We start from the raw sequence: 23,352 nt of genomic DNA, 5'->3' as shown, positions 1-23,352 counted from the left end.
CGGCAAGACCGTATCGTTCACATTCCCCTCGCAAGCGTGCTCACCAGCGAGATCAGGATGTAGACGATGATCATCAGAACGAAGAAGGACAGGTCGAGTGCCACGCCCCCGAGACGCAACGGCGGGATGAACCGCCGAAGAAGCTTGAGCGGTGGATCCGTGACAGTGTAGGTGGCCTCCAGAACGACCACCATCGCCTTGCCGGGCTGCCATGAGCGGGCGAACTGGAAGACGTAGTCCATGACCAACCGGAAAATAAGCACGATGAGGAAGCACATCAGCGCGATGTAGACCACCTGTAGTGCGACGCCCATCCCGCTGCTTCCCTCTCCCCTGGCTCACTCTGGTCCGGTCGTGCGCCGGGCCGTTCCCGCCGCGCGACCGGGTCGTTCCCGGTGCTGTGTTCCTAGCTCTGGTTGAAGAACCCGCCCTCTGCGATGCGGGCCTTGTCCTCCGCCGTGACATCGACGTTAGCAGGAGACAGCAGGAACACCTTCTGCGTCACCCGCTCAATGCTGCCATGGAGACCGAAGACAAGTCCCGCGGCAAAGTCGACAAGTCGCTTCGCATCGGTGTCGTCCATCTCCGTGAGATTCATGATCACCGGAGTGCCCTCGCGGAAGTGTTCCCCGATGGTACGGGCCTCGTTGTAGGTCCTCGGGTGCAATGTGGTGATGCGGTAAGGCTCCCGCTCGGACACGACCTTGGGCATGATCACCGGTGCGTTCTTCTCCAGACTCGGACGTTCAGGTGTGATAGATGCCACGGGGGCGATTCGTGCCGGACGCCCGATTTCCGCCCCCAGCGGTACCGGTTCGCGCTCGCGTTCACGTTGGGCGGGCGGCTGGACCACCCGCATCGGCTCTTCCCGCTCCCGTTCCCGCTCACGCTCCTGCTGGTGCACGGGCTGGTGGCGCCGGTGCTCCCGCTCGGGTTCCGGCTCGGGTTCGAAATCGTCATCGGGGTCAAAACCCCGGCCGTCGTACCCATCGTCCTCCACGAGGCCGAGGTAGACCGCCATCTTGCGCATCGCGCCGGCCATGCTCTGAGTCCTCCGCTCTGTGGTGGATCGGCCTCGTCACCAAGTGCCCGCGATCCACTAGGTCTGACCGCCTTTCGGCGGAAATGACCATATTTTCTGCTGTGGTCCGACTTGCTTCGCGACGTTACCCGAGCCGGGGTCGGACTCCGAGTACCGCCGTACCGACGCGAACATGTGTCGCTCCGGCCCTCACGGCGTCCTCAAGGTCCGCGCTCATCCCTGCCGAGACCATGTTCGCAGCCGGATGGTCCGCGCGCAGGCGGGATGAGAATTCCAGCAGCCGCTCGAACGCCGCCTGTTGCCGGCCCGCGTAGGGACCGGCGAGCGGCGCCACGGTCATCAGACCGCCGAGCCGCAGTCCTGGTGCCCCGGCCACCGCCGCGGCCAACTCCTCGATCCCGTCGGGCGCCACACCGCCGCGCGCGCCGCGCTCGCCGGACTCCGCGTCGAGTGCGACCTGGATCAGACAGAGCGGCTCACGTCCCGCGCGGACCGCCGCCGCGGAGAGGGCCGAGACCAGTCTGATCCGGTCGACGGACTGCACGACGTCGGCGTAAGAGACCACGGAACGGACCTTGTTCGTCTGCAATTGGCCGACAAAGTGCCACGTAAGCGACAAATCCGAACAATCACTGGCTTTGGGGGCGGCGTCCTGGTCCCGGTTCTCGGCCACGTGCCGTACGCCGAGTTCATGCAGCAGCCGTACATCGCTCGCCGGGTAGGTCTTGGTGACCACGATCAGGGTCACCTCCTCCCGCTTGCGCCCCGCCGCCGCGCAGGCGGAGGCGATACGTTCCTCCACCAGCGACAGATTCGCGGCGAGTTCGGTCCTGCGGTCGTTCATGTGCGATCAGTCCAGCCAGACATAGCCGGCGAGCCGCCCGGTCGTGCGGTCGCGACGGTACGAGTAGTGGTCGTCCGACTCCAGTGTGCAGACCGCGGAGCGCTGCCGGTCCACCACCCCCAGGGCCGCGAGCTGCGCGTGCACCCCCGCGGTGACATCGACGGCGGGGGTGGACCAACTGGTCTCGGACCAGGCCTCCGGTACCGCGGCGGCCACCTCGTCCCGCATCGCCGCCGGGACTTCGTAGCAGCGTCCGCAGACCGCGGGACCGGTGCGGGCGTGGATCCCGGACGGTTCGGCGCCCAGCGCGATCATGGCCTCGACGGCGGCCGGGACGACCCCGGCGACCAGGCCGGGACGTCCCGCGTGGGCGGCGGCCACGATCCCGGCGGCCGGATCGGCCAGCAGTACGGGAACGCAGTCCGCGGTGAGTACGGCGAGGACCGGCCCGCGCCGCCCGGTGACGATCGCGTCGACGGCCGGGATCTCCCCGTCCGCCCAGGGTCCTTCGACGACGGCGACCTCACGGCCGTGCACCTGGTTCATCCAGACGACCCGCGCCGGGTCGAGCGCCAGGGACTTCGCGGCGAGTTCGCGGTTGGCCCCTACGGCCCCGGGATCGTCGCCGACCGCGCCGCCGAGGTTGAGCTGCTCATACGGAGCGGCGCTCACCCCGCCCCACCGGTCGGTGAAGGCGAAGTGCGCGCCGCCGAGTGTCTCGTGCTGCCGTATCACTTCAAGAAGTCCGGAACGTCCAGCTCCTCGGCCTGGCTGTCCTGCTGGTAAGGACGGGCCGGGGGAACGTGCGGCGGGTGCACCGGCGAGAGGGGCTTCTCGTTGGCCACCGGGGCGGGGTCGTTCTTGAGCGGGCGGTCCTCGCGCGGCGGCACGGTGCCGAGTCCGCTCGTGGAGCGGCCGCTGTCCGAACGGGACGGGGCCGGCTGGTCGTCGCGCTTGCCCGCCGAGCCGAGCACGGTCTCGCGCCGGGCCGGGGGCTGTCCGCCGTCGAAGCCGGCCGCGATCACGGTGACCCGTACCTCGTCGCCGAGGGCGTCGTCGATGACCGCGCCGAAGATGATGTTGGCCTCGGGGTGGGCCGCCTCGCTCACGAGCTGGGCCGCCTCGTTGATCTCGAAGAGACCGAGGTCGGAACCGCCCGAGATGGAGAGCAGAACGCCCCGGGCGCCGTCGATGGACGCTTCCAGCAGCGGCGAGGAGATCGCCATCTCGGCGGCGGCCACCGCGCGGTCGTCGCCACGGGCCGAGCCGATGCCCATGAGCGCCGAGCCCGCCTCGGACATCACGGACTTGACGTCGGCGAAGTCGAGGTTGATCAGACCGGGGGTGGTGATCAGGTCGGTGATGCCCTGGACACCGGAGAGCAGGACCTGGTCGGCCGACTTGAACGCGTCGAGGACACTGACCTGGCGGTCCGAGATGGAGAGCAGCCGGTCGTTGGGGATGACGATGAGGGTGTCGACCTCTTCGCGGAGTTCGGCGATGCCGTCCTCGGCCTGGTTCGCGCGGCGACGGCCCTCGAAGGTGAACGGCCGGGTGACCACACCGATCGTGAGGGCCCCGAGCGAGCGGGCGATATTGGCGACGACGGGCGCGCCGCCGGTGCCGGTGCCGCCGCCCTCCCCGGCGGTGACGAAGACCATGTCGGCCCCCTTGAGGACCTCCTCGATCTCCTCACGGTGGTCCTCCGCCGCCTTGCGGCCGACGGCCGGGTTGGCGCCGGCGCCGAGGCCGCGGGTGAGTTCCCGGCCGACGTCGAGCTTGACGTCGGCGTCGCTCATGAGCAGGGCTTGCGCGTCGGTGTTGATCGCGATGAACTCGACGCCCTTGAGGCCGACCTCGATCATTCGGTTGATGGCATTGACACCACCGCCGCCGACACCGATGACCTTGATGACTGCGAGGTAGTTCTGCGGTGCTGCCACGTCGAAGGCCTCTCGCCTCGAGTTACGTGTCGCCGCTCCGCCGATGTGGCGCCGCGACGACTGATGCCGATGGGACGGTCCGAAACGCCGACCCAAACCCTGACGTTGAAGTTCAGGGTTACCAGTGTGTCCGCTTCTTGGACTCTTCCGAACAGGACACTAAGTCGACAAGTGGCGCACGTTCAACGAACACGCCGAACCTCCCGTTTTTCTTTTCACCCTATGTGATCACCCATAGCGCTGACCAACCAGGGTGCTGGCCAGCGCATATGTCCGTCAACTCCCCGACGCGGCAGGCGCGGTGGGAGCACTCACATCGAAGTACCCGGCCTCGGGGGCCGCTTTCATCAGAGCGGTGAGCGCACGTGCCTTGGCCGCGCCGTCCTCGGCACTTCCCCACATCACCGTACGGCCGCCGGTCAGCCCCAAGGAGATCGAGTCGTACGAACGGACCCGGACCCTCCTGGTGTCCCCGGCCACTTTCCCGGGGAGTTCACTTCTGACCCGCACCGCTTCGAGTACCAGCCGGTCGGTTCCGAAGCGCCGCGGAGCCGTCGACCGATCCACTGTCAATTCGAGGCGGGCGACGCCCGGGGGCGCCTTCTCCACCTCGGCGAAACGTACACCGCTCCGGTCCACTTCGATGAACTTTCGGCCCTCTTCGATGAGCAGGACAGGCTTTCGTTCGATCACTTTCAGACGGATTCCATGGGGCCAGGAACGAGCCACCTCGACCGAGTCGATACGGGGCAGCTTCCGCCGGAGCCTGGCCTCGATCCCGTCCGTGTCCACGGAAATGAGCGGGGCCCCGACCGGAACGGCCGCGGCGGCCTCGACCTCGCCACGGGTGAGCACCCGGGTACCCGACGTGCTCACCCGCTCGACCCGCAGCCAATCCGAGCCGTACAGCGCCCAGGTGCCGCCCGCGAGCAGCACACTCGCCATGATCAGTACGATCATCATCCGGCGGCCCGGCAGCCGGAACCGGCGGTCCGCCGGCCCCTGGGGAGGGTGGCCGGACGCCGGCCGCGGTCGTGCGCCGCGCTCGGCGGTCGTCGGTCCGGCCACGCTCCCCTGCCTCCCTATGCCTGACGGCGTGCGGCGATCGCCTCGTACACCATGCCGACCAGCAGCTCGTCGGCGTCCCTGCGGCCGAACTCGGCGGCTGCGCGGGACATCTCGTACAACCGGTGCGGATCGGCGAGCACCGGAAGGACCTGGCTCTGGACCCACTCGGGCGTGAGGTCGGCGTCGTCGACCAGCAGGCCGCCGCCGGCCTTCACCACCGGCTGGGCGTTGAGCCGCTGTTCGCCGTTGCCGATCGGCAACGGGACATAGGCGGCGGGCAGCCCGACGGCGGAGAGTTCGGCGACGGTCATCGCGCCCGCGCGGCAGAGCATCATGTCGGCCGCCGCGTACGCGAGATCCATCCGGTCCACATACGGTACCGGGATGTAGGGCGGCATTCCGGGCATGTTGTCCACGCGCGGCATTTCATTCTTGGGACCGACCGCGTGCAGGATCTGGATACCGGAGCGCTGGAGCACCGGAGCGATCTGCTGGATCACCTCGTTGAGCCGGCGTGCGCCCTGCGAGCCGCCGGAGACGAGCAGCGTCGGCAGGTTGGGGTCGAGCCCGAAGGCGGCACGCGCCTCGGGGCGTACCCGCGCCCGGTCGAGGGTGGCGATGGTACGGCGCAGCGGGATCCCGATGTACCGGGCGCCCCGCAGCTTGCTGTCCGGGGTGGAGACGGCCACCGCGGCCGCGTACCGCGAACCGATCTTGTTGGCCAGCCCCGGCCTCGCGTTGGCCTCATGGACGATGATCGGCACCCCGAGCCGCTTCGCCGCCAGATAGCCGGGCAGGGCGACATAGCCGCCGAAGCCCACCACGCAGTCGGCCTTGGTGCGCTCCAGGATCTGCTCGGCCGCCTTGATGGTGCCGCGCAGCCGCCCGGGGACGGTGATCAGCTCCGGTGTGGGCTTGCGCGGCAGCGGTACGGCGGGGATCAGCCCCAGCTCGTAGCCCCGCTCGGGAACGAGCCTGGTCTCCAGGCCGCGCTCCGTGCCGAGGGCCGTGATCCCCACGGTGGGGTCCTGCCTGCGCAGGGCGTCCGCGAGGGCGAGCGCGGGCTCGATGTGGCCGGCGGTCCCCCCACCGGCGAGTACGACATGCACCGAAATTCACCGCTCTCCGGACGGACGCTTCTTGACGCGCCGTCTCATCGTCTTCCATCTCACCCCGGGCCGCCGCATGGCCAGGGCCGCCTTCGCGGCGGGATCCTCCCGCGCGAACGCGATCAGCAGCCCGATAGCGAACATGGTCGGCAGCAGGGCGGACCCTCCGTAGGAGAACAGCGGGAGCGGGACTCCGGCGATCGGCAGCAGACCGAGCACCGCACCGATGTTGACCACGGCCTGGGCCGTGATCCAGGTGGTCACACCTCCCGCTGCGTACCTCACGAAGGGATCCTCCGTGCGTCCGGCCACGCGGATACCCGCATAGCCTAGAGCCGCGAAGAGGGCGAGCACCGACAGCGTCCCCGCCAGCCCCAGTTCCTCCCCGGTGATGGCGAAAATGAAGTCGGTGTGCGGTTCGGGCAGTTGGCCCCACTTTTCCACACTCGCGCCGAGGCCGGAACCGAACCATCCGCCGGAAGCCAGGGCGTAGATTCCGTGGACCGCCTGCCAGCACTCGCCCTTCGGTCCCAGATCGATCGCGCCGACGCACGCGAACCGGGAGAGCCGGTTCTCGCTGGTCTTGATCAGTACGAAGGCGACCAGCGAGGCGAAGGCCAGCACCCCGGCGAAGAGCCTGGTGGGAGCGCCGGCCAGCCAGAGCAGACCGAAGAGGATGGCGGTGAGGATGATCGCCGTACCCATGTCGCCGCCGAGCATGATCAGCCCGAGCAGCATGAAGGTGACGGGCACGAGCGGCACCAGCAGATGCTTCCACTGGGACAGCAGGCGCTTGTCCTGTTTGCGGGCGAGCAGATCGGCGCCCCAGAGGATCAGCGCGAGTTTGCCGAACTCGCTGGGCTGGAGCTGGAACGGGCCGCCGAGATAGATCCAGTTCTGGTTGCCGTTGACGGACCGCCCTATCCCGGGGATCTGGACGAGCACCATCAGGAAGACCGCGCCGACCAGCAGCGGATAGGAGAGCGCCCGGTGGAGCTTGGTCGGCATCCGGGAGGCCAGCAGCAGCAGTCCGGCGCCGAGGACCACCGCGAGGAACTGCTTGCGGAAGAAGTAGGTCGAGGGCAGGGAGAGCTGGAGCGCGTAGATCATCGACGCGGAGTACACCATCACCAGACCGAGCACGGTGATCAGCAGCCCGCTGCCGATGATCAGGTAGTACGCGGTCAGCGGACGGTCCCAGGCGCGGCGCGCGCGCTCGTACAGGCGCCTCGGGCCACCGCCCCGGGGCGGGCGGGGGACGCCCGTCCTGCCGCCCGCCCTGCGGGCCGCGGGGGGACGGCGTACGGCGGCTCCCACCGCCCGGCCGCGCAGCGCGAGCCCCTGTCCGAGGCCGGTCAGGGGGCCTGGGCGGCCCGCTCGCGGACCGCGGGCGGTGGTGCCGACGGGCGGGCCCGCGAGCACGGGCCCGCCCGTCAGACCCCAGCGGTGGAGCGCGGGACGCGGGCCCGGAGGCCGTCCCGACGGCCGTGGCGGATCGGCCCGGGGGCTCCGCGGGCGCGCGTCATGGGACGGGACACCGGTCCCGGGACCGCCGTGCGCCCCGCCCCCGGAGGGGCCGGGCCCCGCGGCGGGATACGGTCCGCCGCGGCCGGTACCCTCCCGGCGGCCCGGGTCGGTGAAGATCCGCCGGACGGGCCTTCGGTCCGCGGTGTCGTCGGCCGGCATCGTCGCTGTCCCCTCCAGTCGTGCCTGGCGCGGCTGCCGGGGATCCGGGGCCCGCGGCGTCACCACGGGTGTCGCGGCCCCCGGGACGGCCCGGCACGAGGGCCGGGCCGGTCAGGCGTGCTCGGCGGCGAGTGCGTGTACCGCGTCCGCGAACGCCTCGCCTCGCTTGTTGTAGTTGACGAACATGTCCATCGAGGCGCAGGCCGGGGCCATCAGTACCGTGTCCCCCGGCTGTGCGAGCCGTGCCGCTTCGCGGACCGCCGCCGACATCGCCCCAGTGTCGGTCCGGTCGAGGTCCACGACCGGGACTTCGGGGGCGTGTCGCGCGAGGGCTTCCGCGATCAGCGCGCGGTCGGCGCCGATCAGGACGACCCCGCGCAGCCGCTTCGCCGACGCCACGACGAGTTCGTCGAAGGTCGCGCCCTTGGCGAGGCCGCCGGCGATCCAGACGATCGGGTCGTACGCCGCCAGGGAGGCCTCGGCGGCATGGGTGTTGGTCGCCTTGGAGTCGTCGACGTAGGTGATTCCGGCGACCTCCGCCACCCGCTCGATCCGGTGGGGATCGGGGCGGAAGGAGCGCAGTCCGTCGCGTACGGCGGCGGGTTCCACACCGAAGGCGCGGGCCAGGGCCGCCGCGGCGAGGGCGTTGGCGATGTTGTGCGGCGCCGGTGGCTGGACGTCGGAGACCTGGGCGAGCTCCTGGGCCCGCTCCCGGCGGTTCTCCACGAAGGCCCGGTCGACCAGGATGCCGTCCACGACGCCGAGTTGGGACGGCCCGGGGGTGCCGAGGGTGAAGCCGATCGCGCGGCAGCCCTCCTCGACGTCGGCCGCCCGCACCAGTTCCTCGGTGGCCGGGTCGGCCGCGTTGTAGACACAGGCGACGGCATTGCCCTCGTAGATACGGCCCTTGTCGGTGGCGTACGCCTCCATCGAGCCGTGCCAGTCGAGATGGTCGGGGGCGAGATTGAGCACCGCCGCGGAGTGGGCGCGCAGGCTCGGCGCCCAGTGGAGCTGGTAGCTGGAGAGTTCCACGGCGAGTACGTCGTACGTCTCCTCGCCGGTGACGGCGTCCAGCAGCGAGACACCGATATTGCCGACGGCCGCCGTGCGCAGCCCCGCGGCCGTCAGGATCGAGGCGAGCATCCTGACGGTCGTGGTCTTGCCGTTGGTGCCGGTGACGGCGAGCCAGGGGGCCGCCCCGGGGCCGCGCAGCCGCCAGGCCAGTTCGACATCGCCCCAGATCTCCACCCCGGCCGCCGCGGCGGCCGCGAAGAGGGCCTTGTCCGGCCGCCAGCCAGGAGCGGTGACGACCAGCTCGGTGGCCTCGGGCAGGGTGTCCCCGTCCCCGAGGCGCACCGTGATCCCGAGCCGCTCCAGCCCGGCCGCCTGAGCGCGGGAGCGCTCGTCGTCCCCGTCGTTGACGACGGTGACCTCGGCGCCGAGACCGTGCAGGACCCGGGCCGCCGGGACCCCGGACACCCCGAGACCCGCGACGGTGACCCTCTTGCCGTTCCAGTTCACTTCTCGGCCGCCCAGCCCGCGTAGAAGAGCCCCAGACCCACGATCACACACATGCCCTGAATGATCCAGAACCGCACCACCACAAGGACTTCGGACCACCCCTTGAGTTCGAAGTGGTGCTGGAGCGGCGCCATCCGGAAGACCCGCTTGCCGGTCATCTTGAAGGAGCCGACCTGGATGACCACGGACATCGTGATCATCACGAACAGACCGCCGAGGAGCGCGATCAGGAACTCCGTACGGGAGCAGATCGCGAGCCCGGCGAGCGCGCCGCCGAGCGCGAGCGAGCCGGTGTCCCCCATGAAGATCTTGGCGGGCGAGGTGTTCCACCACAGGAAGCCGAAGCAGGAGCCCATCAGGGCGGACGCGACGACCGCGAGATCGAGCGGATCCCGTACCTCGAAACAGGCGTTGGGGTTGGTCAGGGTGGCCGCGTTGGCACAGGACTCCTGGAACTGCCAGAGCCCGATGAACGTGTACGCGCCGAAGACCATCACCGAGGCGCCGGTGGCGAGACCGTCCAGTCCGTCGGTGAGATTCACACCGTTGGACATCGCGAGGATCATGAACAGCGCCCAGACCACGAACAGCACCGGGCCGATCGACCAGCCGAAGTCCATGATGAACGACAGCCTGGTGGAGGCGGGGGTGTTGCCGCGGTAGTCGGCGAACTGGAGCGACAGCACCGCGAAGGCGATACCGACGATGAGCTGGCCCGCCATCTTCGCCTTGGCCCGCAGACCCAGCGAACGCTGTTTCACGATCTTGATGTAGTCGTCCAGGAACCCGACCAGGCCCATGCCCGCCATCAGGAACAGGACCAGCACCCCCGAGAAGGTCGGGTCCTCGCCCGTGATCACCTTGGCCAGGGCGTAGGCGATCAGTGTGGCGATGATGAAGGAGATGCCGCCCATGGTGGGCGTGCCCTTCTTGCTGCCATGCGTGCGCGGGCCGTCGTCCCGGATGAACTGCCCGTATCCCTTGCGGGCCAGGAGCTTGATCAGCAGCGGAGTGCCGATCAGGGTCAGGAAGAGCCCGATGGCTCCCGCGAAGAGGATCTGCCTCATCGGCCGGCGACCTCGCCCTCGCTGGCGTTCTCGAGCAGTGCCAGGGCGACCCGTTCAAGACCGGCCGACCTGGAAGCCTTCACCAGCACGACGTCTCCCGGACGCAGCTCACTGCGCAACAGGTCGACCGCCGCCCGCGCGTCGGACACGTGCACCGACTCCTCACCCCACGAACCCTCGTTGTAAGCGCCCAATTGCAGCCAGGACGCTTCCCTGCCCCCGACTGCCACGAGCTTGCTGACGTTGAGCCGGACGGCGAGCCGTCCGACCGCGTCGTGCTCGGCGAGCGAGTCGTCCCCCAGCTCGGCCATCGGGCCGAGCACCGCCCACGTACGGCCCCCCGCGGCCCGTGAGGCACCGCCCATGGCGACCAGCGCGCGGAGCGCCGCTCTCATGGATTCGGGATTCGCGTTGTAGGCGTCGTTGACGATCGTCACGCCGTCCGCGCGCTCGGTGACCTCCATACGCCAGCGGGAGAGGGTTCCCGCCTCGGAGAGCGCCACGGCGATCTCGTCGACGGACATGCCCAACTCATGGGCGACGGCGGCCGCGGCGAGCGCGTTCGACACGTGGTGCTCACCGTACAGCCGCAGTGTCACGTCGCTGCACCCGGAGGGTGTTCGAAGCAGGAAAGAGGGCTGTCCGGACCCGGTGAGACGGACGTTCTCTGCCCGTACGTCTGCTTCGCCCGCCTCTCCGAACAGCAGGACGCGCGCCTTGGTGCGCGAGCTCATGGCGCGGACGAGCGGATCGTCGGCGTTGAGCACCGCCACGCCGCCCTCGGCCGCGGACGGCAGGGACTCCACCATCTCGCCCTTGGCCAGGGCGATCTGCTCACGGCCGCCGAACTCCCCGATGTGGGCGGTGCCGACGTTCAGGACGAGGCCGATCCTGGGCGGGACGAGTCCGGTGAGGTAGCGGATGTCGCCGATGTAGCGCGCGCCCATCTCCAGGACGAGGAAGCGGGTGTCCTCGACGGCCCGCAGAGCCGTCACGGGGAGACCGATCTCGTTGTTGAGATTGCCTTCCGGCCACACGGTGGGCCCGAGGCGGCAGAGCAGTTGTGCGATCAGATCCTTGGTACTGGTCTTGCCGGCGGAGCCGGTGAGGGCGACGGTGGTGGCGCCGAGGCGGTCGACGACGGCGCCGGCGAGGGCGCCGAGGGCCTGGACGACATCGTCGACGACCAGGGCGGGCACGCCGAGGGGGCGGGTGGCCAGGACGGCCACCGCGCCCGCGGCGACGGCACGCTCCGCGTAGTCGTGACCGTCGACGCGCTCGCCCGCGAAGGCGGCGAAGAGACTGCCGGGCTCGACCGCGCGGGAGTCGTACACAACGGATCCGGTGACCCGGACGGACTGATCCGGTATGTCGTGCGGCTGCCCGCCGACGATGGCGGCGATCTCGGCGAGGGAGAGGGCGATCACTGGGTCATCCCTGACTGTTGTTCTCGTGGCGGTGCGCGTGGTGCTGCTCGTGATGCGGGTCGGCGCGGTGCTCCTGACCGGGTTCGTGTGCTGTCGCGGGGCGCAGGGAGCGCTCGATGGCCTCGCGCAGGACCTGGCGGTCGTCGAAGGCGCGTACCACCCCGGCGATGTCCTGGCCCTGCTCATGGCCCTTGCCCGCGACCAGTACGGTGTCGTCGGGCCGGGCGCGGGAGACCACGGCGCTGATCGCGGAGGCACGGTCGGCGTCGACCAGGACGTCGCCGCGCTCGTGGACCGGCACCTCGGCGGCGCCGGCCAGCATCGCGGCGAGGATCGCGAGCGGGTCCTCGGAGCGGGGGTTGTCGGAGGTCAGTACGGCGGTGTCGGCGAGCCGGGCGGCGGCGGCGCCCATGGGCCCGCGTTTGCTCTCGTCGCGGTCGCCGCCGCAGCCGAGGACGATATGCACCTTGCCCTTGGTGACCTTGCGCAGGGAGCGCAGGACCGATTCGACGGCGTCCGTCTTGTGGGCGTAGTCGACGACGGCGAGATAGGGCTGGCCCGCGTCCACACGCTCCAGCCGGCCCGGCACCCCGGGCACCGCGGCGATCCCGTCCGCGGCGGTGTGCGGGTCGATCCCGGCCACCGCCAGGGTGACGACCGCGGCCAGGGTGTTGGCGACGTTGAACGGGCCGGGCAGCGGCGCCTCGGCCCGGACGCGCTCGCCGGCGGGGCCGATCGCGGTGAAGGTGGAGCCGTGCGAGCCGACCTCGACCTCCTCGGCGCGCCAGTCGGCGTCCGGGTGGCCCTCCGCGGAGAAGGTGGTGATGGGGACGGTCGCCTCGACCGCGAGCCTGCGGCCGTACGGGTCGTCGAAGTTCACCACGCCGGTCCTGCTGCGCTCCGGGGTGAACAGCCGCGCCTTCGCCTGGAAGTAGTCCTCCATCCCGGAGTGGAACTCCATGTGCTCCGGGCTGAGGTTGTTGAAGACGGCGACGTCGAAGACGCAGCCGTCGACCCGGCCGAGCACCAGGGCGTGGCTGGAGACCTCCATGGCGACGGAGTCGACACCGCGCTCCCGCATGACGGCGAAGAGCGCCTGGAGGTCGGTGGCCTCCGGGGTGGTGCGCTCCGACTTGATGCGCTCGTCACCGATCCGCATCTCCACGGTGCCGATCAGGCCCGTACGGTGACCGGCGCCGCGCAGTCCGCCCTCGACCAGATACGCCGTGGTGGTCTTGCCCGAGGTGCCGGTGATACCGATCTGGAGCAGATCGGGGCCGGGGTGCCCGTAGATCTCGGCGGCGAGTTCCCCCATGCTGCCGCGCGGGTCGGGGACGACCAGGACGGGCAGTCCGGTGGCCCTGGCACGCTCGGCGCCCGCCGGGTCGGTGAGCACGACGGACGCGCCGAGGTCGGCGGCCTGGGCCGCGAAGTCGGCGCCGTGGAAGCGGGCGCCGGGCAGGGCCGCGTACACGTCTCCCGGGCGTACCGCGCGTGAGTCATGGGTGATGCCGGTCGCTTCCCCGGGGGTCACCCGCCTGCCGGGGCCCGTTCCGGCCGCCGGTGCCGGTACCTCCCCCGGGCTCGGTGCCTCGGCTCCCAGCCGGGCGGCCAGCTCCGCGAGGGAGGTCGGGCGGACCCGTTCCGGGCGGGGCGTCCCCGGCTGGTTCACAGGGGCGTCCTCGGGGGTGGTTCGGTACTGATCAGCTTGTGGCACGGCGGTGAGCGTACCGGGCTCCGCGGGCCGCGGGCCAAGTGAGGGGGCCTCCTGCGCGGCGCGTTCCGGGTGGTTCCCCGAATCGGGGGTGATCGTTGTCACTGGCGCTTTCCCTGGGGTCACTCGCCGGGTTTGAAGGTCACCGGCAGCCTGGCGGGTTTACTGCCGGTCGGTTCGACCTGCAGGGTCTTGAGAGCGAACTCCATGACCTTTTTGTAGATGGGTCCGCAGATCTGCCCGCCGAAGTAGCTGCCCTTCGTCGGGTTCTGGATGGCGCAGTAGACCGTGATCTGCGGTTCGTCGGCGGGCGCGAAGCCCGCGAAGGAAGCGGTGTAGCCCTTGTAGCGGCCCAGGTCCGGGTCGACCCGGTTGGCCGTACCCGTCTTGCCCGCGACGCGGTAGCCGGGGATACGGGCCTTGGTGCCCGTGCCCTCCTCGTTGCCGACGACCGACTCCAGCATGGTGGCGACGGTCTTCGCGGTCCTCTCGCTGACCACGCGGGTCTTCTTGGGCGCGGGGGCGGGGGTGAAGCGTCCGTCGGGGCCCGTCGAGCCGCGGATGAGCGTGGGTTCGATCCGTACGCCGCCGTTGGCGATGGTCGAGTAGACCGAGGCGGCCTGCATGGCGTTGAGCGAGAGGCCCTGGCCGAAGGGGATCGTGTACTGCTGCGAGGTGGACCAGTCCTCGGGCTTGGCGAGGATGCCCTGGGTCTCGCCCGGGTAGTCCAGGCCGGTGGGCCGGCCGATGCCGAACTTGGTCAGATAGGAGTGGAGGACCTTGTTGGCCTCGGGCTGGGTCCTGCCGAGCTGGCCGGTCGCCAGGATGGTCCCGATGTTGGAGGACTTGGCGAGGACGCCGTTGAGCGTCAGGTACCAGGTCGGGTGGTCGATGTCGTCCTTGAAGAGCCGGTCGCCGCGGTGCAGCCGGTTGGGGACGACGACATGGGTGCCCGGGGTGGCGGCCTTCTCCTCCAGTACGGCGGCCATCGACATGACCTTGCTGGTGGAGCCGGGCTCGTACACGTCCTGGAGCGCCGCGTTGCCCATGGCGGCGGCGTCGGCCTGGGAGAGGTCGTTGGGGTCGAAGCCGGGGGCGTTGGCCATGGCGAGGACCTCACCCGTCCTGGTGTTCTGCACCATGACATAGCCGCGGTCCGCCTTGGAGGCGCGCACCTGGTCCGAGATGGCCTGCTGGGCCGCCCACTGGATGTCCCGGTCGATGGTCAGCTCGATGTCGGAGCCGGGCACCGCCGGTTTCTCCCGGGAGCTGGCGGTGGGGACCCGGCGGCCGCCGGACTGGGCGTAGGTGACCTCGCCGTCCTCTCCGGCCAGCTCCTTGTCGAGCATGGACTCGACCCCGCCCGCGCCATGGCCCGCGGCGTTGACGTATCCCAGTATCCCGGCGGCGAGGTCGCCGTTGGGGTACACCCGCTTGCTGCTGGCCTCCTGGAAGACACCGGCCAGCACACTGACGCCCGTGCCGTTCCTGGTGCCGGTGCCGCCCGCCGTACCGTCCGTGTCCGCCTCCCTGGCCTCTTCCTCCTTGCTGGCCTTCCGGGCGAGGACGCTCTTGAGGTCCTTGATCTGGTTCCAGACCTGGGGCGTCTGGCGGTGGGCCAGGACGGTGTAGCGGGACTTGGGGGTCCTGAGCTTCTTCACGAGCGTGCCGGTCTCGGCGCCGAGGATGGGCGCGAGCAGCGCCGCCGCCTTCTCGGGAGCGTCGGGGATTTTGCTGAACTCGCGGGTGAACATGTACGGGTCGGCGGTGATGTCGTACGCGTCCACGCTGGTGGCGAGGGCGATCCCGGAGCGGTCGGTGATCTCGCCGCGCTCCGCGTCGATCCGGTGGCTGAGATAGCGGCTCTTCTCGGCCTTGGCGGCGTAGGCGCTCGCGTCGACGGCCTGTACCTGGAGCAGCCGGACGACGAACACCAGCATGACCAGGGTCAGGGCGAGGCTGACCAGGCGCAGCCGGGGGCGCGGGCTGCCCAGCCGGATCCGCTGCGGCGGGGCCGTACCGGCGCGCGGCCTGCGCGCCGGGGGCCGGCCCGCGGGGCGGTTCCGGCCGGGGCCGCCGGAGCGCGCGGGGCCCGGCACCCGGCGGCGCGGTGGTTCCTTGGAGGGCACGGGGTCACCTGCCGGGGGTTGTCGGGGCCGGGGTGCCGGTTCCCGGCGCGGGAGCCTGCCGCACGCCCGTGGAGCCGTACGGGGAGGGCTGGGGCGCCGGTACGGAGACAGCGGCCGAGGGCGTGGGGAGGACCGGCGCGGGCGGGGCGGCGGGGACCGGCGGGGCGGGGACGACGGGCGCCGCCGTGGCGGTGAGCGGCGGTGTCCGCTCCATGGCGGAGGGCCGCACGAACGGCTGTAGGGCGGGCTCCGCCGGGCTCGGCTCCCCGCTCCCGCCGGGGACCCCGCGCACCGTGCCGTCCGGGTCGAGGAAGGCGGGGCTGCCACCGGGCACCATGCCCAGCTCACGGGCGCGGCGCTCCAGGGCGTACGGGGCGGAGTGGGCGTCGACGTCCTTCTGGAGCGCCTGCTGTTCGTCGGTGAGGTCGGTGGTCCGCTTCTTGAGTTCGCTCAGCCGGAACGAGCCCTCGTTGAGGGACGAGTTCAGCAGCAGCAGGGTGATCAGTCCGCCGCCGAGGAGCAGGACGACCAGCAGGACGAAGGGGGTGCGGGCCGCCGAGCTGGACCCGGCGGGCATGAGCTGGGAGAGCCGGGCCGCCCGCCCCTTCAACTGCTTGGCCGGTCGGCTCACAGAGCGTCCTCCCGGATCCGCTGCGCCCCCCGCAGCCGGGCCGGAGCGGCGCGGCGGTTCTCGGCGACCTCTTCCTCCGTGGGGAGTTCGGCGCCGCGGGTGAGCAGTTTCAGACGGGGCTGGTAGCGCTCGGGCACGACGGGCAGACCGGGCGGCGCGGTGGTGGCGGCGCCCGCCGCGAGGACCTGCTTGACCAGGCGGTCCTCCAGCGAGTGGTAGGAGAGGACGGCGATCCGGCCGCCGACGGCGAGCCTGCCCACGGCCGCGGGGATCGACCGCTCCAGGACGGCCAGCTCTCCGTTGACCTCGATCCGCAGGGCCTGGAAGGTGCGCTTGGCGGGGTTGCCGCCGGTGCGCTTGGCGGCCTGGGGCAGGGCGTCACGGATCAGTTCGACCAGCCGGGCGCTGCGGGTGAAGGGCTCCTTCTCCCGCTCCTTGACCACCGCGGAGACGATGCGCCTGGCCTGCTTCTCCTCGCCGTACGCGCGCAGGATCCGCACCAGCTCACCGGGCGGATAGGTGTTGAGCACCTCGGCCGCGCTGACCCCGGCCGTCTGGTCCATCCGCATGTCGAGCGGGGAGTCCTGGGCGTAGGCGAAGCCGCGGTCCGCCTCGTCGAGCTGCATCGAGGAGACGCCGAGGTCGAAGAGGACGCCCTGGACCCGGGGGGTGCCCAGCCGGTCGAGCACCTCGGGCAGTTCGTCGTAGACGGCGTGGACGAGGGTGGCGCGGTCCGCGTACGGGGCGAGCCGCTCACCGGAGAGCCGCAGCGCCTCCTGGTCGCGGTCGAGCGCGACCAGCCGCACGTCGGGGAAGGCGGCGAGCAGCGCCTCGCTGTGGCCGCCGAGACCGAGGGTGCAGTCCACGACGACCGCGCCGGGCTCGGTGAGCGCGGGGGCCAGCAGATCGAGGCACCGCTGGAGCATCACCGGAACGTGCCGGACCTGGTTCATACCCACCGCTCCTCACGGGGGGCGCCGGGGGCGCCCCGCCGGTGTTCCGCGGGCGCGCGGCCTTCCGTGACTCGCTCGCTGCGCTCGCTCATGCGCCCTCTCAGGTCCGGCGCGGCGGTACACACAGCCGGGTCTTCGCCCCGCTCGGAAGGGGAGGTGGTCCGCCGGCGCCGGAAAGGGCGTCGGCCGACCGTCGAGCGGGAGGAGGCCGAGCCGCACGTTCGCCGCACTCGCGGGAATTCGGAATGTGTCCGGGCCGGGCCCGGGGACTTCGCGCCACTTTAGTCCACCGGTACACGGGGTTCCCGGTCAACCGACCGGTCAGCGCGTCGCCGGGGTCGCTCTCCACAAGTCCATAAACGCCACAATCCACTCGTTCGGCTCCACGGTACTCACACGTGTGGGGTAGGTCACACCATGCCGAGTTGACGTTCTTTGTCCCTTCTCACCCAGGGCCTCAGCGCCGCCGGACCATTACCGTCGTAGGTATGTCGACTTCCGCACATCTCCCCGCAGAGCCCGCCGCGGCTCCCGCCGGTGCGGCACGCACCGGAGGAACGGTCACCGACCGTCTCGTAGAGGCGAACCACCGCTACGCCGCCGGGTTCGACGACCCGGGAATGGACGCGCGGCCCGTGCTCCGGGTCGCCGTCGTCGCCTGCATGGACGCCCGGCTCGACCTGCACGACGCCCTGGGACTCTCCCTGGGCGACTGTCACACCATCCGCAACGCGGGCGGCGTGGTCACCGACGACGTCGTCCGCTCCCTCACCATCAGCCAGCGCGCGCTCGGCACCCGCAGCGTGGTGCTGATCCACCACACCGGCTGCGGCCTGGAGAGCCTCACCGAGGACTTCCGGCACGAACTGGAGATGGAGGTGGGGCAGCGGCCGTCCTGGGCCGTGGAGGCGTTCCGCGACGTCGACCAGGACGTACGGCAGTCGATGCGGCGGATCAGGACCTCCCCCTTCCTGCCGCACACCGACGACATCCGCGGATTCGTCTTCGACGTGAAGACGGGCCTGCTGCGAGAGATCGACCCGGCCGCATGAGCGTCTCCGGAACCGGCGTGTGAGCGCCATCGGAACCGGATGAACGGCAAAGCCGACATATCCCACCCACTTATCCACAGGCGAGTGACACGAAGCGGTAACGGCAACAAGAATGCGTCTGTGACAACGTTCCGGAACTTTCCGGAGCCGGTGTCCGTGTTTCGGGGTGGGCCGGGCCGTCCGATGAGCATCGGCCCGTGGAAAGGGCCGAGGAGGGCCGGGTGACGACCTATGACGATCGAGCGAGCCTCACTGATCTGACCACCACAGCGGAGCGTGTCCGCACATCGGTGGAGGGTGTGATCGAGGGCAAGCCAGAGGTCGTACGGCTTTCGCTGACCGTGCTCCTCGCCGAGGGACATCTTCTGATCGAGGATGTCCCCGGCGTGGGCAAGACCATGCTGGCCAAAGCGCTGGCGCGTTCCATCGACTGTTCGGTGCGGCGTATCCAGTTCACTCCCGACCTGCTGCCGTCGGACATCACCGGGGTGTCCATATACGACCAGCAGCGGCGGGACTTCGAGTTCAAACCGGGTGCGATCTTCGCCCAGATCGTGATCGGCGACGAGATCAACCGCGCCTCGCCCAAGACCCAGTCGGCACTGCTGGAGTCCATGGAGGAGCGCCAGGTCACCATCGACGGGCAGACCTATGAACTGCCCAGCCCCTTCATGGTGGTGGCCACACAGAACCCGGTCGAGATGGAGGGGACGTACCCCCTCCCCGAGGCGCAGCGCGACCGCTTCATGGCCCGGGTGTCGATCGGATACCCCAGCCCCGAGGCCGAGTTGCAGATGCTGGACGTGCACGGCGGGATCTCCCCGCTGGACGACCTCCAGCCGGTGGCCCACGCGCACGACATCGTGAAGCTGATCGACGCGGTGCGTACGGTCCATGTCGCCGAATCCGTACGGCGCTATGCCGTGGAGCTGGTCGGGGCGACCCGTCACCACGCTGATCTCAGGCTCGGTGCCTCGCCGCGCGCCACGCTCCATCTGCTGCGCGCGGCGAAGGCCGCCGCCGCGCTGAGCGGGCGGGAGTACGCGCTGCCCGACGACGTCCAGGCGCTGGCCGTCGCGGTGCTCTCCCACCGGCTGCTGCCCACGGCCCAGGCACAGCTGAACCGCCGCACCGCCGAGCAGGTCGTGCTGGAGATCCTCCAGCGCACCCCCGTGCCCACCGCGGACGGCGGTCATACCCAGGGCAGCCCGGCGCCCGGGGGACCGGCCGGGCCGCTCTACGGCCGGCAGGCCGGCGTACGGCGGCTGTGATGGCGTCCGGGGGGCCGGCCGCGGTGGACGGCGAGGACAGGGGCGGGCTGCGGCCCGCGCTGTCCGGACTGACCACGCGCGGCCGGTCGTTCCTCGCCGCCGGAATCGCGGCGGTGGTCTGCGCCTTCGTCCTGGGCCAGTCGAATCTGCTCCAGGTGGGTTTTCTGCTCACCGCGCTGCCGCTGATCTGTGTGGCGGTCCTTTACCACACGCGCTACCGGGTGGCGGGCAGCAGACGGCTCTCGCCGTCCCGGGTCCCCGCCGGTTCCGAGGCGCGGGTGCATCTGCGGATGGACAATGTCACGCGGATGCCCACCGGGCTGCTGATGCTCCAGGACCATGTGCCGTATGTGCTGGGTCCGCGCCCCCGGTTCGTGCTCGACCGGGTGGAGCCGGGCGGCCGGCGTGAGGTGTCCTACCGGGTCCGCTCCGATCTGCGCGGACGGTATCCGCTCGGACCGCTCCAGCTACGGCTGAGCGACCCCTTCGGCATGTGCGAACTGACGCGCTCGTTCAGCGCGTTCGACACACTGACCGTCATTCCGCGCACCGAGCCGCTGCCGCCGGTGCGGCTCGCGGGCGAGGCCTCGGGGTACGGCGACGGACTCCAGCGCTCGCAGGCACTGGCCGGCGAGGACGATGTGATCCCCCGCGGGTACCGGCACGGCGACGATCTGCGCCGGGTGCACTGGCGCTCCACCGCGCGGTACGGCGAGCTGATGGTGCGGCGCGAGGAACAGCCGCAGCGGGCGAGATGCACCGTGCTGCTGGACACCAGACAGGACGCCTATCACGGCGCGGGTCCCGACTCGGCCTTCGAGTGGGCGGTGTCCGGGGCGGCCTCCGCCCTGGTGCACCTGATGGAACGGGGCTTCGCGGTCCGGCTGTTGACGGACACGGGCAGCTCGGTGCCGGGCGAAGGGACCGACGGCTACGCCGGGGCGGCCCAGGGCTCGGCCGACTCGGCCGGGCTGCTGATGGACACCCTCGCGGTCGTCGAGCACTCCGACAGTCCTGGCCTCTCCGCCGCGTACGAAGTGCTGCGCGGCGGAGAGGGGCTGCTGGTGGCGTTCTTCGGCGATCTGGACGAAGAACAGACCGCCGTGGTGGCCCGGATGCGGCAGCGCAGCGGGGTCGCCGTCGCCTTTGTGCTGGACAGCACGGACTGGGCCCAGGGCATGGGCGTCGACCACCGTGTCGAGGAGCGGCTGCGGCAGCTCCGCGAGGCGGGCTGGACGGCCCTTCTGGTGCCCCCGGGCGCGGCGCTGCCCGAGCTGTGGCGGCAGGCCGCGCGACAGCGCTCGGAATCGTCCGTCACGGGCGGTACGACAGGCTCCATCGGAGGTTGGTCATGAGCGGGAGTGCACGGCTGGCGCTCTGCTCCTTCGCCGCCACGCTGATGGCGGCGGGAGCACTGGTGCCCCTGGTCCAGCCGGCCACCTGGCTGCTGCACGCAGCGATCATGGTGGCGGTGCTGGGCGGGGTGGGCGCGCTGGCCCGGCGGGTGCCGCTGGCCCGGACCCTGACCGTGGCGCTCCAGGCCGTCGTCGCCCTGCTGATGCTCACGGTGGTCTTCGCCGGGGACCGGGCGCTGCTCGGCATCCTGCCCACCCCCGGGGTCTTCCAGGAGTTCGGGCAGCTTCTGACGGCGGGCGGCGAGGACGTCGGGCGGTACGCCATACCGGCCCCGGCCACCGACGGCATCCGGCTGATGCTGGTGGGCGGCGTCCTGCTGATCGGGCTCGCGGTGGACGCCCTCGCGGTGACGTTCCGCGGCGCGGCCCCGGCCGGGCTGCCGCTGCTCGCCCTCTACTCGGTCGCCGCGGGGCTCTCCGGCGGCGAGGGCGGCGCCCTGTGGTTCGTCCTCGCGGCCTCCGGCTATCTGCTGCTGCTTCTGGCCGAGGGCCGGGACCGGCTGTCCCAGTGGGGCCGGGTGTTCGGCGGTTCCCCGCGCGCGCAGGGCCGGTTCGCGGCCGGTCTGGAGGCGGCGGGCCGCGCGCCCGCCCCGGTGCGCACCGGCCGCAGGATCGGGGTGGTGGCGCTGGGCATAGCCCTGGTGGTCCCCGCGGCCCTGCCCACCCTGGACGGCGGACTGCTGGCGGGCGCGGGCCGGGGGAACGGCTCGGGACTGGGCGGCGGGGGCACGATCTCCGCGGTGAACCCGCTGGTCTCCCTCCAGGACAATCTGAACCAGCCCGACGACCGCGAGGCGCTGAAGTACAAGACGAACGCGCCGAACACCCAGAACATGTATCTGCGGATCATGGCGCTGGACAGGTTCGACGGGACGTCGTGGCGGTTCTCGCAGCGCAAGGTCGAGGACGTACCGGAGCGGCTGCCCGCCGCCCCGGGGCTGAGCCCCGGCGTGAGCACGACCGAGATCACGACGACCATCTCGACCGCCGGGTGGTACCAGCAGAACTATCTGCCGATGCCCTATCCGGCGACCAGGGTGAAGATCGACGGCCGCTGGCGCTTCGAGCCCGAGGGCAGGACGCTGGTGGGCGACCGCGGGCAGTCGACCCGTGGCGCCGGGTACGAGGTCGGCAGTCTCCAGGTGAATCCGACCCGGGAGCAGCTCGCCGCGGCGCCCGAGGCGCCGGAATCCGTGCGCCGTGAGTACACCCAGGTCCCGGCCGTCCTGCCGGACGTGGTCAAGGAGACCGCGCTCGAGGTCACCGAGGGCGCGGCGAACAACTACGAGAGGGCCGTCAGGCTCCAGGACTGGTTCGCGCTGGACGGCGGCTTCACCTACGACACCCAGGTGGATTCGGGCACCGGGGTCACGGCGATCACGCGCTTCCTGGAGAACAGGGAGGGCTTCTGCGTCCACTTCTCGTTCACGATGGCCGCGATGGCCCGCACCCTGGGGATACCCGCGCGGGTGGCGGTGGGCTTCACCCCGGGCTCCCCCCAGTCGGACGGCAGCATGTCGGTCGGACTGCGTGACGCGCACGCCTGGCCCGAGCTGTACTTCGAAGGGGTCGGATGGACCCGCTTCGAGCCGACACCGAGCCGGGGCAGCGCTCCCGACTACACCCGCCCGGACACCCCGGCCGGAGCCGAGAGCGACCCGAGCCGCCCCGAGGCCACCGCCCCGGCCGCGCCGTCCGTGGCGCCGTCCGCCTCGGAGAGCTGCCAGACGCAGGCGACGCAGGCGCCCGAGTGCGCCACGGTCACGCCGGGTGCGGCCGCTTCGGCCACGGGCGGGGGATTCCCCTGGCGGATGTCGCTGCTGATCGGTCTGGCCGTACTGCTGGTGGTGGGAGTGCCCCTGCTGCCCCTGCTGTGGCGGAGCGAGATACGGGCACGGCGGCTGGGTTCCCGTGGGCGTACGGAGGCCGACGCCCTGGTGCGGACGCTCGCGGTCTGGCGGGAAATAACCGACACGGCCTGGGACCACGGCATCCGGCCCGACGAGTCGCAGACGCCCCGGAAGACGGCGGACCGGCTGGTGCGGCTGGGCGGGCTGGAGGGCCCCGCGGCCGAGGCGGTGCACCGCGTGGCCGATTCCGTGGAGCAGGTGCTGTACGCGCCACGGCCGCGGCCCGGCACGGGGCTCGCCGAGGACGCCCGGCTGATCCACGCGGGGCTGCGCGCTCCGGTGAGCCGCTGGAACCGGCTGCGGGCACTGCTGGCCCCGCGCTCGTCCGTCCGGGTGGTCTGGGCCGCCTCGGAGCGGTGGCGGGCGTTCACGGCGGGCTGGAGGGCACGCCGCGCGGACACCGCCGGAACGGGCATGGCCCGCTGGCGCCCCTCGCGTCAGCGCGGCTGACACGTTCCCCCGGCCCCGCCGGGCCGGAGGACCTCTCCACGGGCGGCCCCGGGCGCCGTATCTGGCACGGACACGGGGGCTGTACCGGGCACGGACACGGACTCGGACACGGCTGAGGGG

19 protein-coding genes are annotated in these 23,352 nt (G+C 71.2%); 4 read left to right on the top strand and 15 right to left on the bottom strand.

Annotated features, from left to right (window positions below):
* Positions 1 to 17: 17 nt before the first annotated feature.
* The 15 genes from ACFYYH_RS16905 to rsmH form a co-directional block, all read right to left on the bottom strand.
* Positions 18 to 314 (bottom strand): YggT family protein, encoded by a 297-nt coding sequence (locus tag ACFYYH_RS16905; protein WP_046507963.1) that lies wholly within the window; start codon positions 312 to 314, stop codon positions 18 to 20.
* A gap of 92 nt (positions 315 to 406) precedes the next feature.
* A complete protein-coding gene (locus tag ACFYYH_RS16900) occupies positions 407 to 1,042 on the bottom strand; it encodes a cell division protein SepF (protein ID WP_388551319.1) in 636 nt (211 codons plus the stop codon).
* 124 nt (positions 1,043 to 1,166) lie between these two features.
* A complete protein-coding gene (locus ACFYYH_RS16895; protein ID WP_388551318.1) occupies positions 1,167 to 1,886 on the bottom strand; it encodes a YggS family pyridoxal phosphate-dependent enzyme in 720 nt (239 codons plus the stop codon).
* A 6-nt stretch (positions 1,887 to 1,892) separates the two neighbouring features.
* Positions 1,893 to 2,621, bottom strand: coding sequence for a peptidoglycan editing factor PgeF (pgeF, locus tag ACFYYH_RS16890; RefSeq protein ID WP_388551316.1), 729 nt, complete (start codon positions 2,619 to 2,621; stop codon positions 1,893 to 1,895).
* A complete protein-coding gene (gene ftsZ, locus ACFYYH_RS16885; protein WP_388551314.1) occupies positions 2,618 to 3,829 on the bottom strand; it encodes a cell division protein FtsZ in 1,212 nt (403 codons plus the stop codon). The genes pgeF and ftsZ overlap by 4 nt, the downstream gene beginning before the upstream one ends.
* 276 nt (positions 3,830 to 4,105) lie before the next feature.
* Positions 4,106 to 4,897, bottom strand: coding sequence for a cell division protein FtsQ/DivIB (locus tag ACFYYH_RS16880; RefSeq protein ID WP_388551312.1), 792 nt, complete (start codon positions 4,895 to 4,897; stop codon positions 4,106 to 4,108).
* Positions 4,898 to 4,911: 14 nt separating this feature from the next.
* A complete protein-coding gene (gene murG, locus ACFYYH_RS16875) occupies positions 4,912 to 6,006 on the bottom strand; it encodes an undecaprenyldiphospho-muramoylpentapeptide beta-N-acetylglucosaminyltransferase (RefSeq protein ID WP_388551310.1) in 1,095 nt (364 codons plus the stop codon).
* Positions 6,007 to 6,012: 6 nt separating this feature from the next.
* On the bottom strand, positions 6,013 to 7,365 hold the full coding sequence (ftsW, locus tag ACFYYH_RS16870; RefSeq protein WP_388551681.1) for a putative lipid II flippase FtsW: 1,353 nt from the start codon (positions 7,363 to 7,365) through the stop codon (positions 6,013 to 6,015).
* Positions 7,366 to 7,803: 438 nt separating this feature from the next.
* A complete protein-coding gene (gene murD / locus ACFYYH_RS16865) occupies positions 7,804 to 9,213 on the bottom strand; it encodes a UDP-N-acetylmuramoyl-L-alanine--D-glutamate ligase (protein WP_388551308.1) in 1,410 nt (469 codons plus the stop codon).
* Positions 9,210 to 10,280 (bottom strand): phospho-N-acetylmuramoyl-pentapeptide-transferase, encoded by a 1,071-nt coding sequence (gene mraY / locus ACFYYH_RS16860; RefSeq protein WP_388551306.1) that lies wholly within the window; start codon positions 10,278 to 10,280, stop codon positions 9,210 to 9,212. Before mraY ends, murD begins: the two co-directional genes overlap by 4 nt.
* Positions 10,277 to 11,707, bottom strand: coding sequence for a UDP-N-acetylmuramoyl-tripeptide--D-alanyl-D-alanine ligase (gene murF / locus ACFYYH_RS16855; RefSeq protein ID WP_388551305.1), 1,431 nt, complete (start codon positions 11,705 to 11,707; stop codon positions 10,277 to 10,279). Before murF ends, mraY begins: the two co-directional genes overlap by 4 nt.
* A 4-nt stretch (positions 11,708 to 11,711) precedes the next feature.
* On the bottom strand, positions 11,712 to 13,526 hold the full coding sequence (locus ACFYYH_RS16850; protein WP_388551303.1) for a UDP-N-acetylmuramoyl-L-alanyl-D-glutamate--2,6-diaminopimelate ligase: 1,815 nt from the start codon (positions 13,524 to 13,526) through the stop codon (positions 11,712 to 11,714).
* A 17-nt stretch (positions 13,527 to 13,543) separates the two neighbouring features.
* Positions 13,544 to 15,550: a peptidoglycan D,D-transpeptidase FtsI family protein gene (locus ACFYYH_RS16845; protein WP_388551302.1), complete on the bottom strand. Its 2,007-nt coding sequence runs from the start codon at positions 15,548 to 15,550 to the stop codon at positions 13,544 to 13,546.
* 4 nt (positions 15,551 to 15,554) lie between these two features.
* Positions 15,555 to 16,181, bottom strand: a complete 627-nt coding sequence (locus ACFYYH_RS16840; RefSeq protein WP_388551301.1) for a septum formation initiator — start codon at positions 16,179 to 16,181, stop codon at positions 15,555 to 15,557.
* Positions 16,178 to 17,134, bottom strand: coding sequence for a 16S rRNA (cytosine(1402)-N(4))-methyltransferase RsmH (gene rsmH, locus ACFYYH_RS16835; RefSeq protein ID WP_388551300.1), 957 nt, complete (start codon positions 17,132 to 17,134; stop codon positions 16,178 to 16,180). Before rsmH ends, ACFYYH_RS16840 begins: the two co-directional genes overlap by 4 nt.
* A 425-nt stretch (positions 17,135 to 17,559) precedes the next feature.
* Here rsmH and ACFYYH_RS16830 point away from each other — a divergent pair, with 425 nt between their 5' ends.
* From ACFYYH_RS16830 to ACFYYH_RS16815, 4 genes are all read left to right on the top strand, one after another.
* On the top strand, positions 17,560 to 18,186 hold the full coding sequence (locus ACFYYH_RS16830; RefSeq protein WP_388551299.1) for a beta-class carbonic anhydrase: 627 nt from the start codon (positions 17,560 to 17,562) through the stop codon (positions 18,184 to 18,186).
* 221 nt (positions 18,187 to 18,407) lie between these two features.
* Positions 18,408 to 19,457, top strand: coding sequence for an AAA family ATPase (locus ACFYYH_RS16825; RefSeq protein WP_388551297.1), 1,050 nt, complete (start codon positions 18,408 to 18,410; stop codon positions 19,455 to 19,457).
* Entirely contained in the window at positions 19,457 to 20,812 is a 1,356-nt protein-coding gene (locus ACFYYH_RS16820; RefSeq protein ID WP_388551296.1) for a DUF58 domain-containing protein, read from the top strand. Before ACFYYH_RS16825 ends, ACFYYH_RS16820 begins: the two co-directional genes overlap by 1 nt.
* Positions 20,809 to 23,232, top strand: a complete 2,424-nt coding sequence (locus tag ACFYYH_RS16815; RefSeq protein WP_388551294.1) for a DUF3488 and DUF4129 domain-containing transglutaminase family protein — start codon at positions 20,809 to 20,811, stop codon at positions 23,230 to 23,232. Before ACFYYH_RS16820 ends, ACFYYH_RS16815 begins: the two co-directional genes overlap by 4 nt.
* The last annotated feature ends 120 nt before the right edge of the window (positions 23,233 to 23,352 follow it).

Source organism: Streptomyces sp. NPDC002018 (assembly GCF_042890865.1).
In the GTDB taxonomy this organism is placed as follows: Bacteria; Actinomycetota; Actinomycetes; order Streptomycetales; family Streptomycetaceae; genus Streptomyces.
This window is presented reverse-complemented; position numbering and strand designations above follow the sequence as displayed.

Bases quoted from the DNA above. Each gene is read 5' to 3' on its own strand.
- ACFYYH_RS16905 (WP_046507963.1), bottom strand. From the start codon at position 314: ATGGGCGTCGCACTACAGGTGGTCTACATCGCGCTGATGTGCTTCCTC.
- ACFYYH_RS16900 (WP_388551319.1), bottom strand. From the start codon at position 1,042: ATGGCCGGCGCGATGCGCAAGATGGCGGTCTACCTCGGCCTCGTGGAG.
- ACFYYH_RS16895 (WP_388551318.1), bottom strand. From the start codon at position 1,886: ATGAACGACCGCAGGACCGAACTCGCCGCGAATCTGTCGCTGGTGGAG.
- mraY (WP_388551306.1), bottom strand. From the start codon at position 10,280: ATGAGGCAGATCCTCTTCGCGGGAGCCATCGGGCTCTTCCTGACCCTG.
- rsmH (WP_388551300.1), bottom strand. From the start codon at position 17,134: ATGAACCAGGTCCGGCACGTTCCGGTGATGCTCCAGCGGTGCCTCGAT.
- ACFYYH_RS16820 (WP_388551296.1), top strand. From the start codon at position 19,457: ATGGCGTCCGGGGGGCCGGCCGCGGTGGACGGCGAGGACAGGGGCGGG.
- ACFYYH_RS16815 (WP_388551294.1), top strand. From the start codon at position 20,809: ATGAGCGGGAGTGCACGGCTGGCGCTCTGCTCCTTCGCCGCCACGCTG.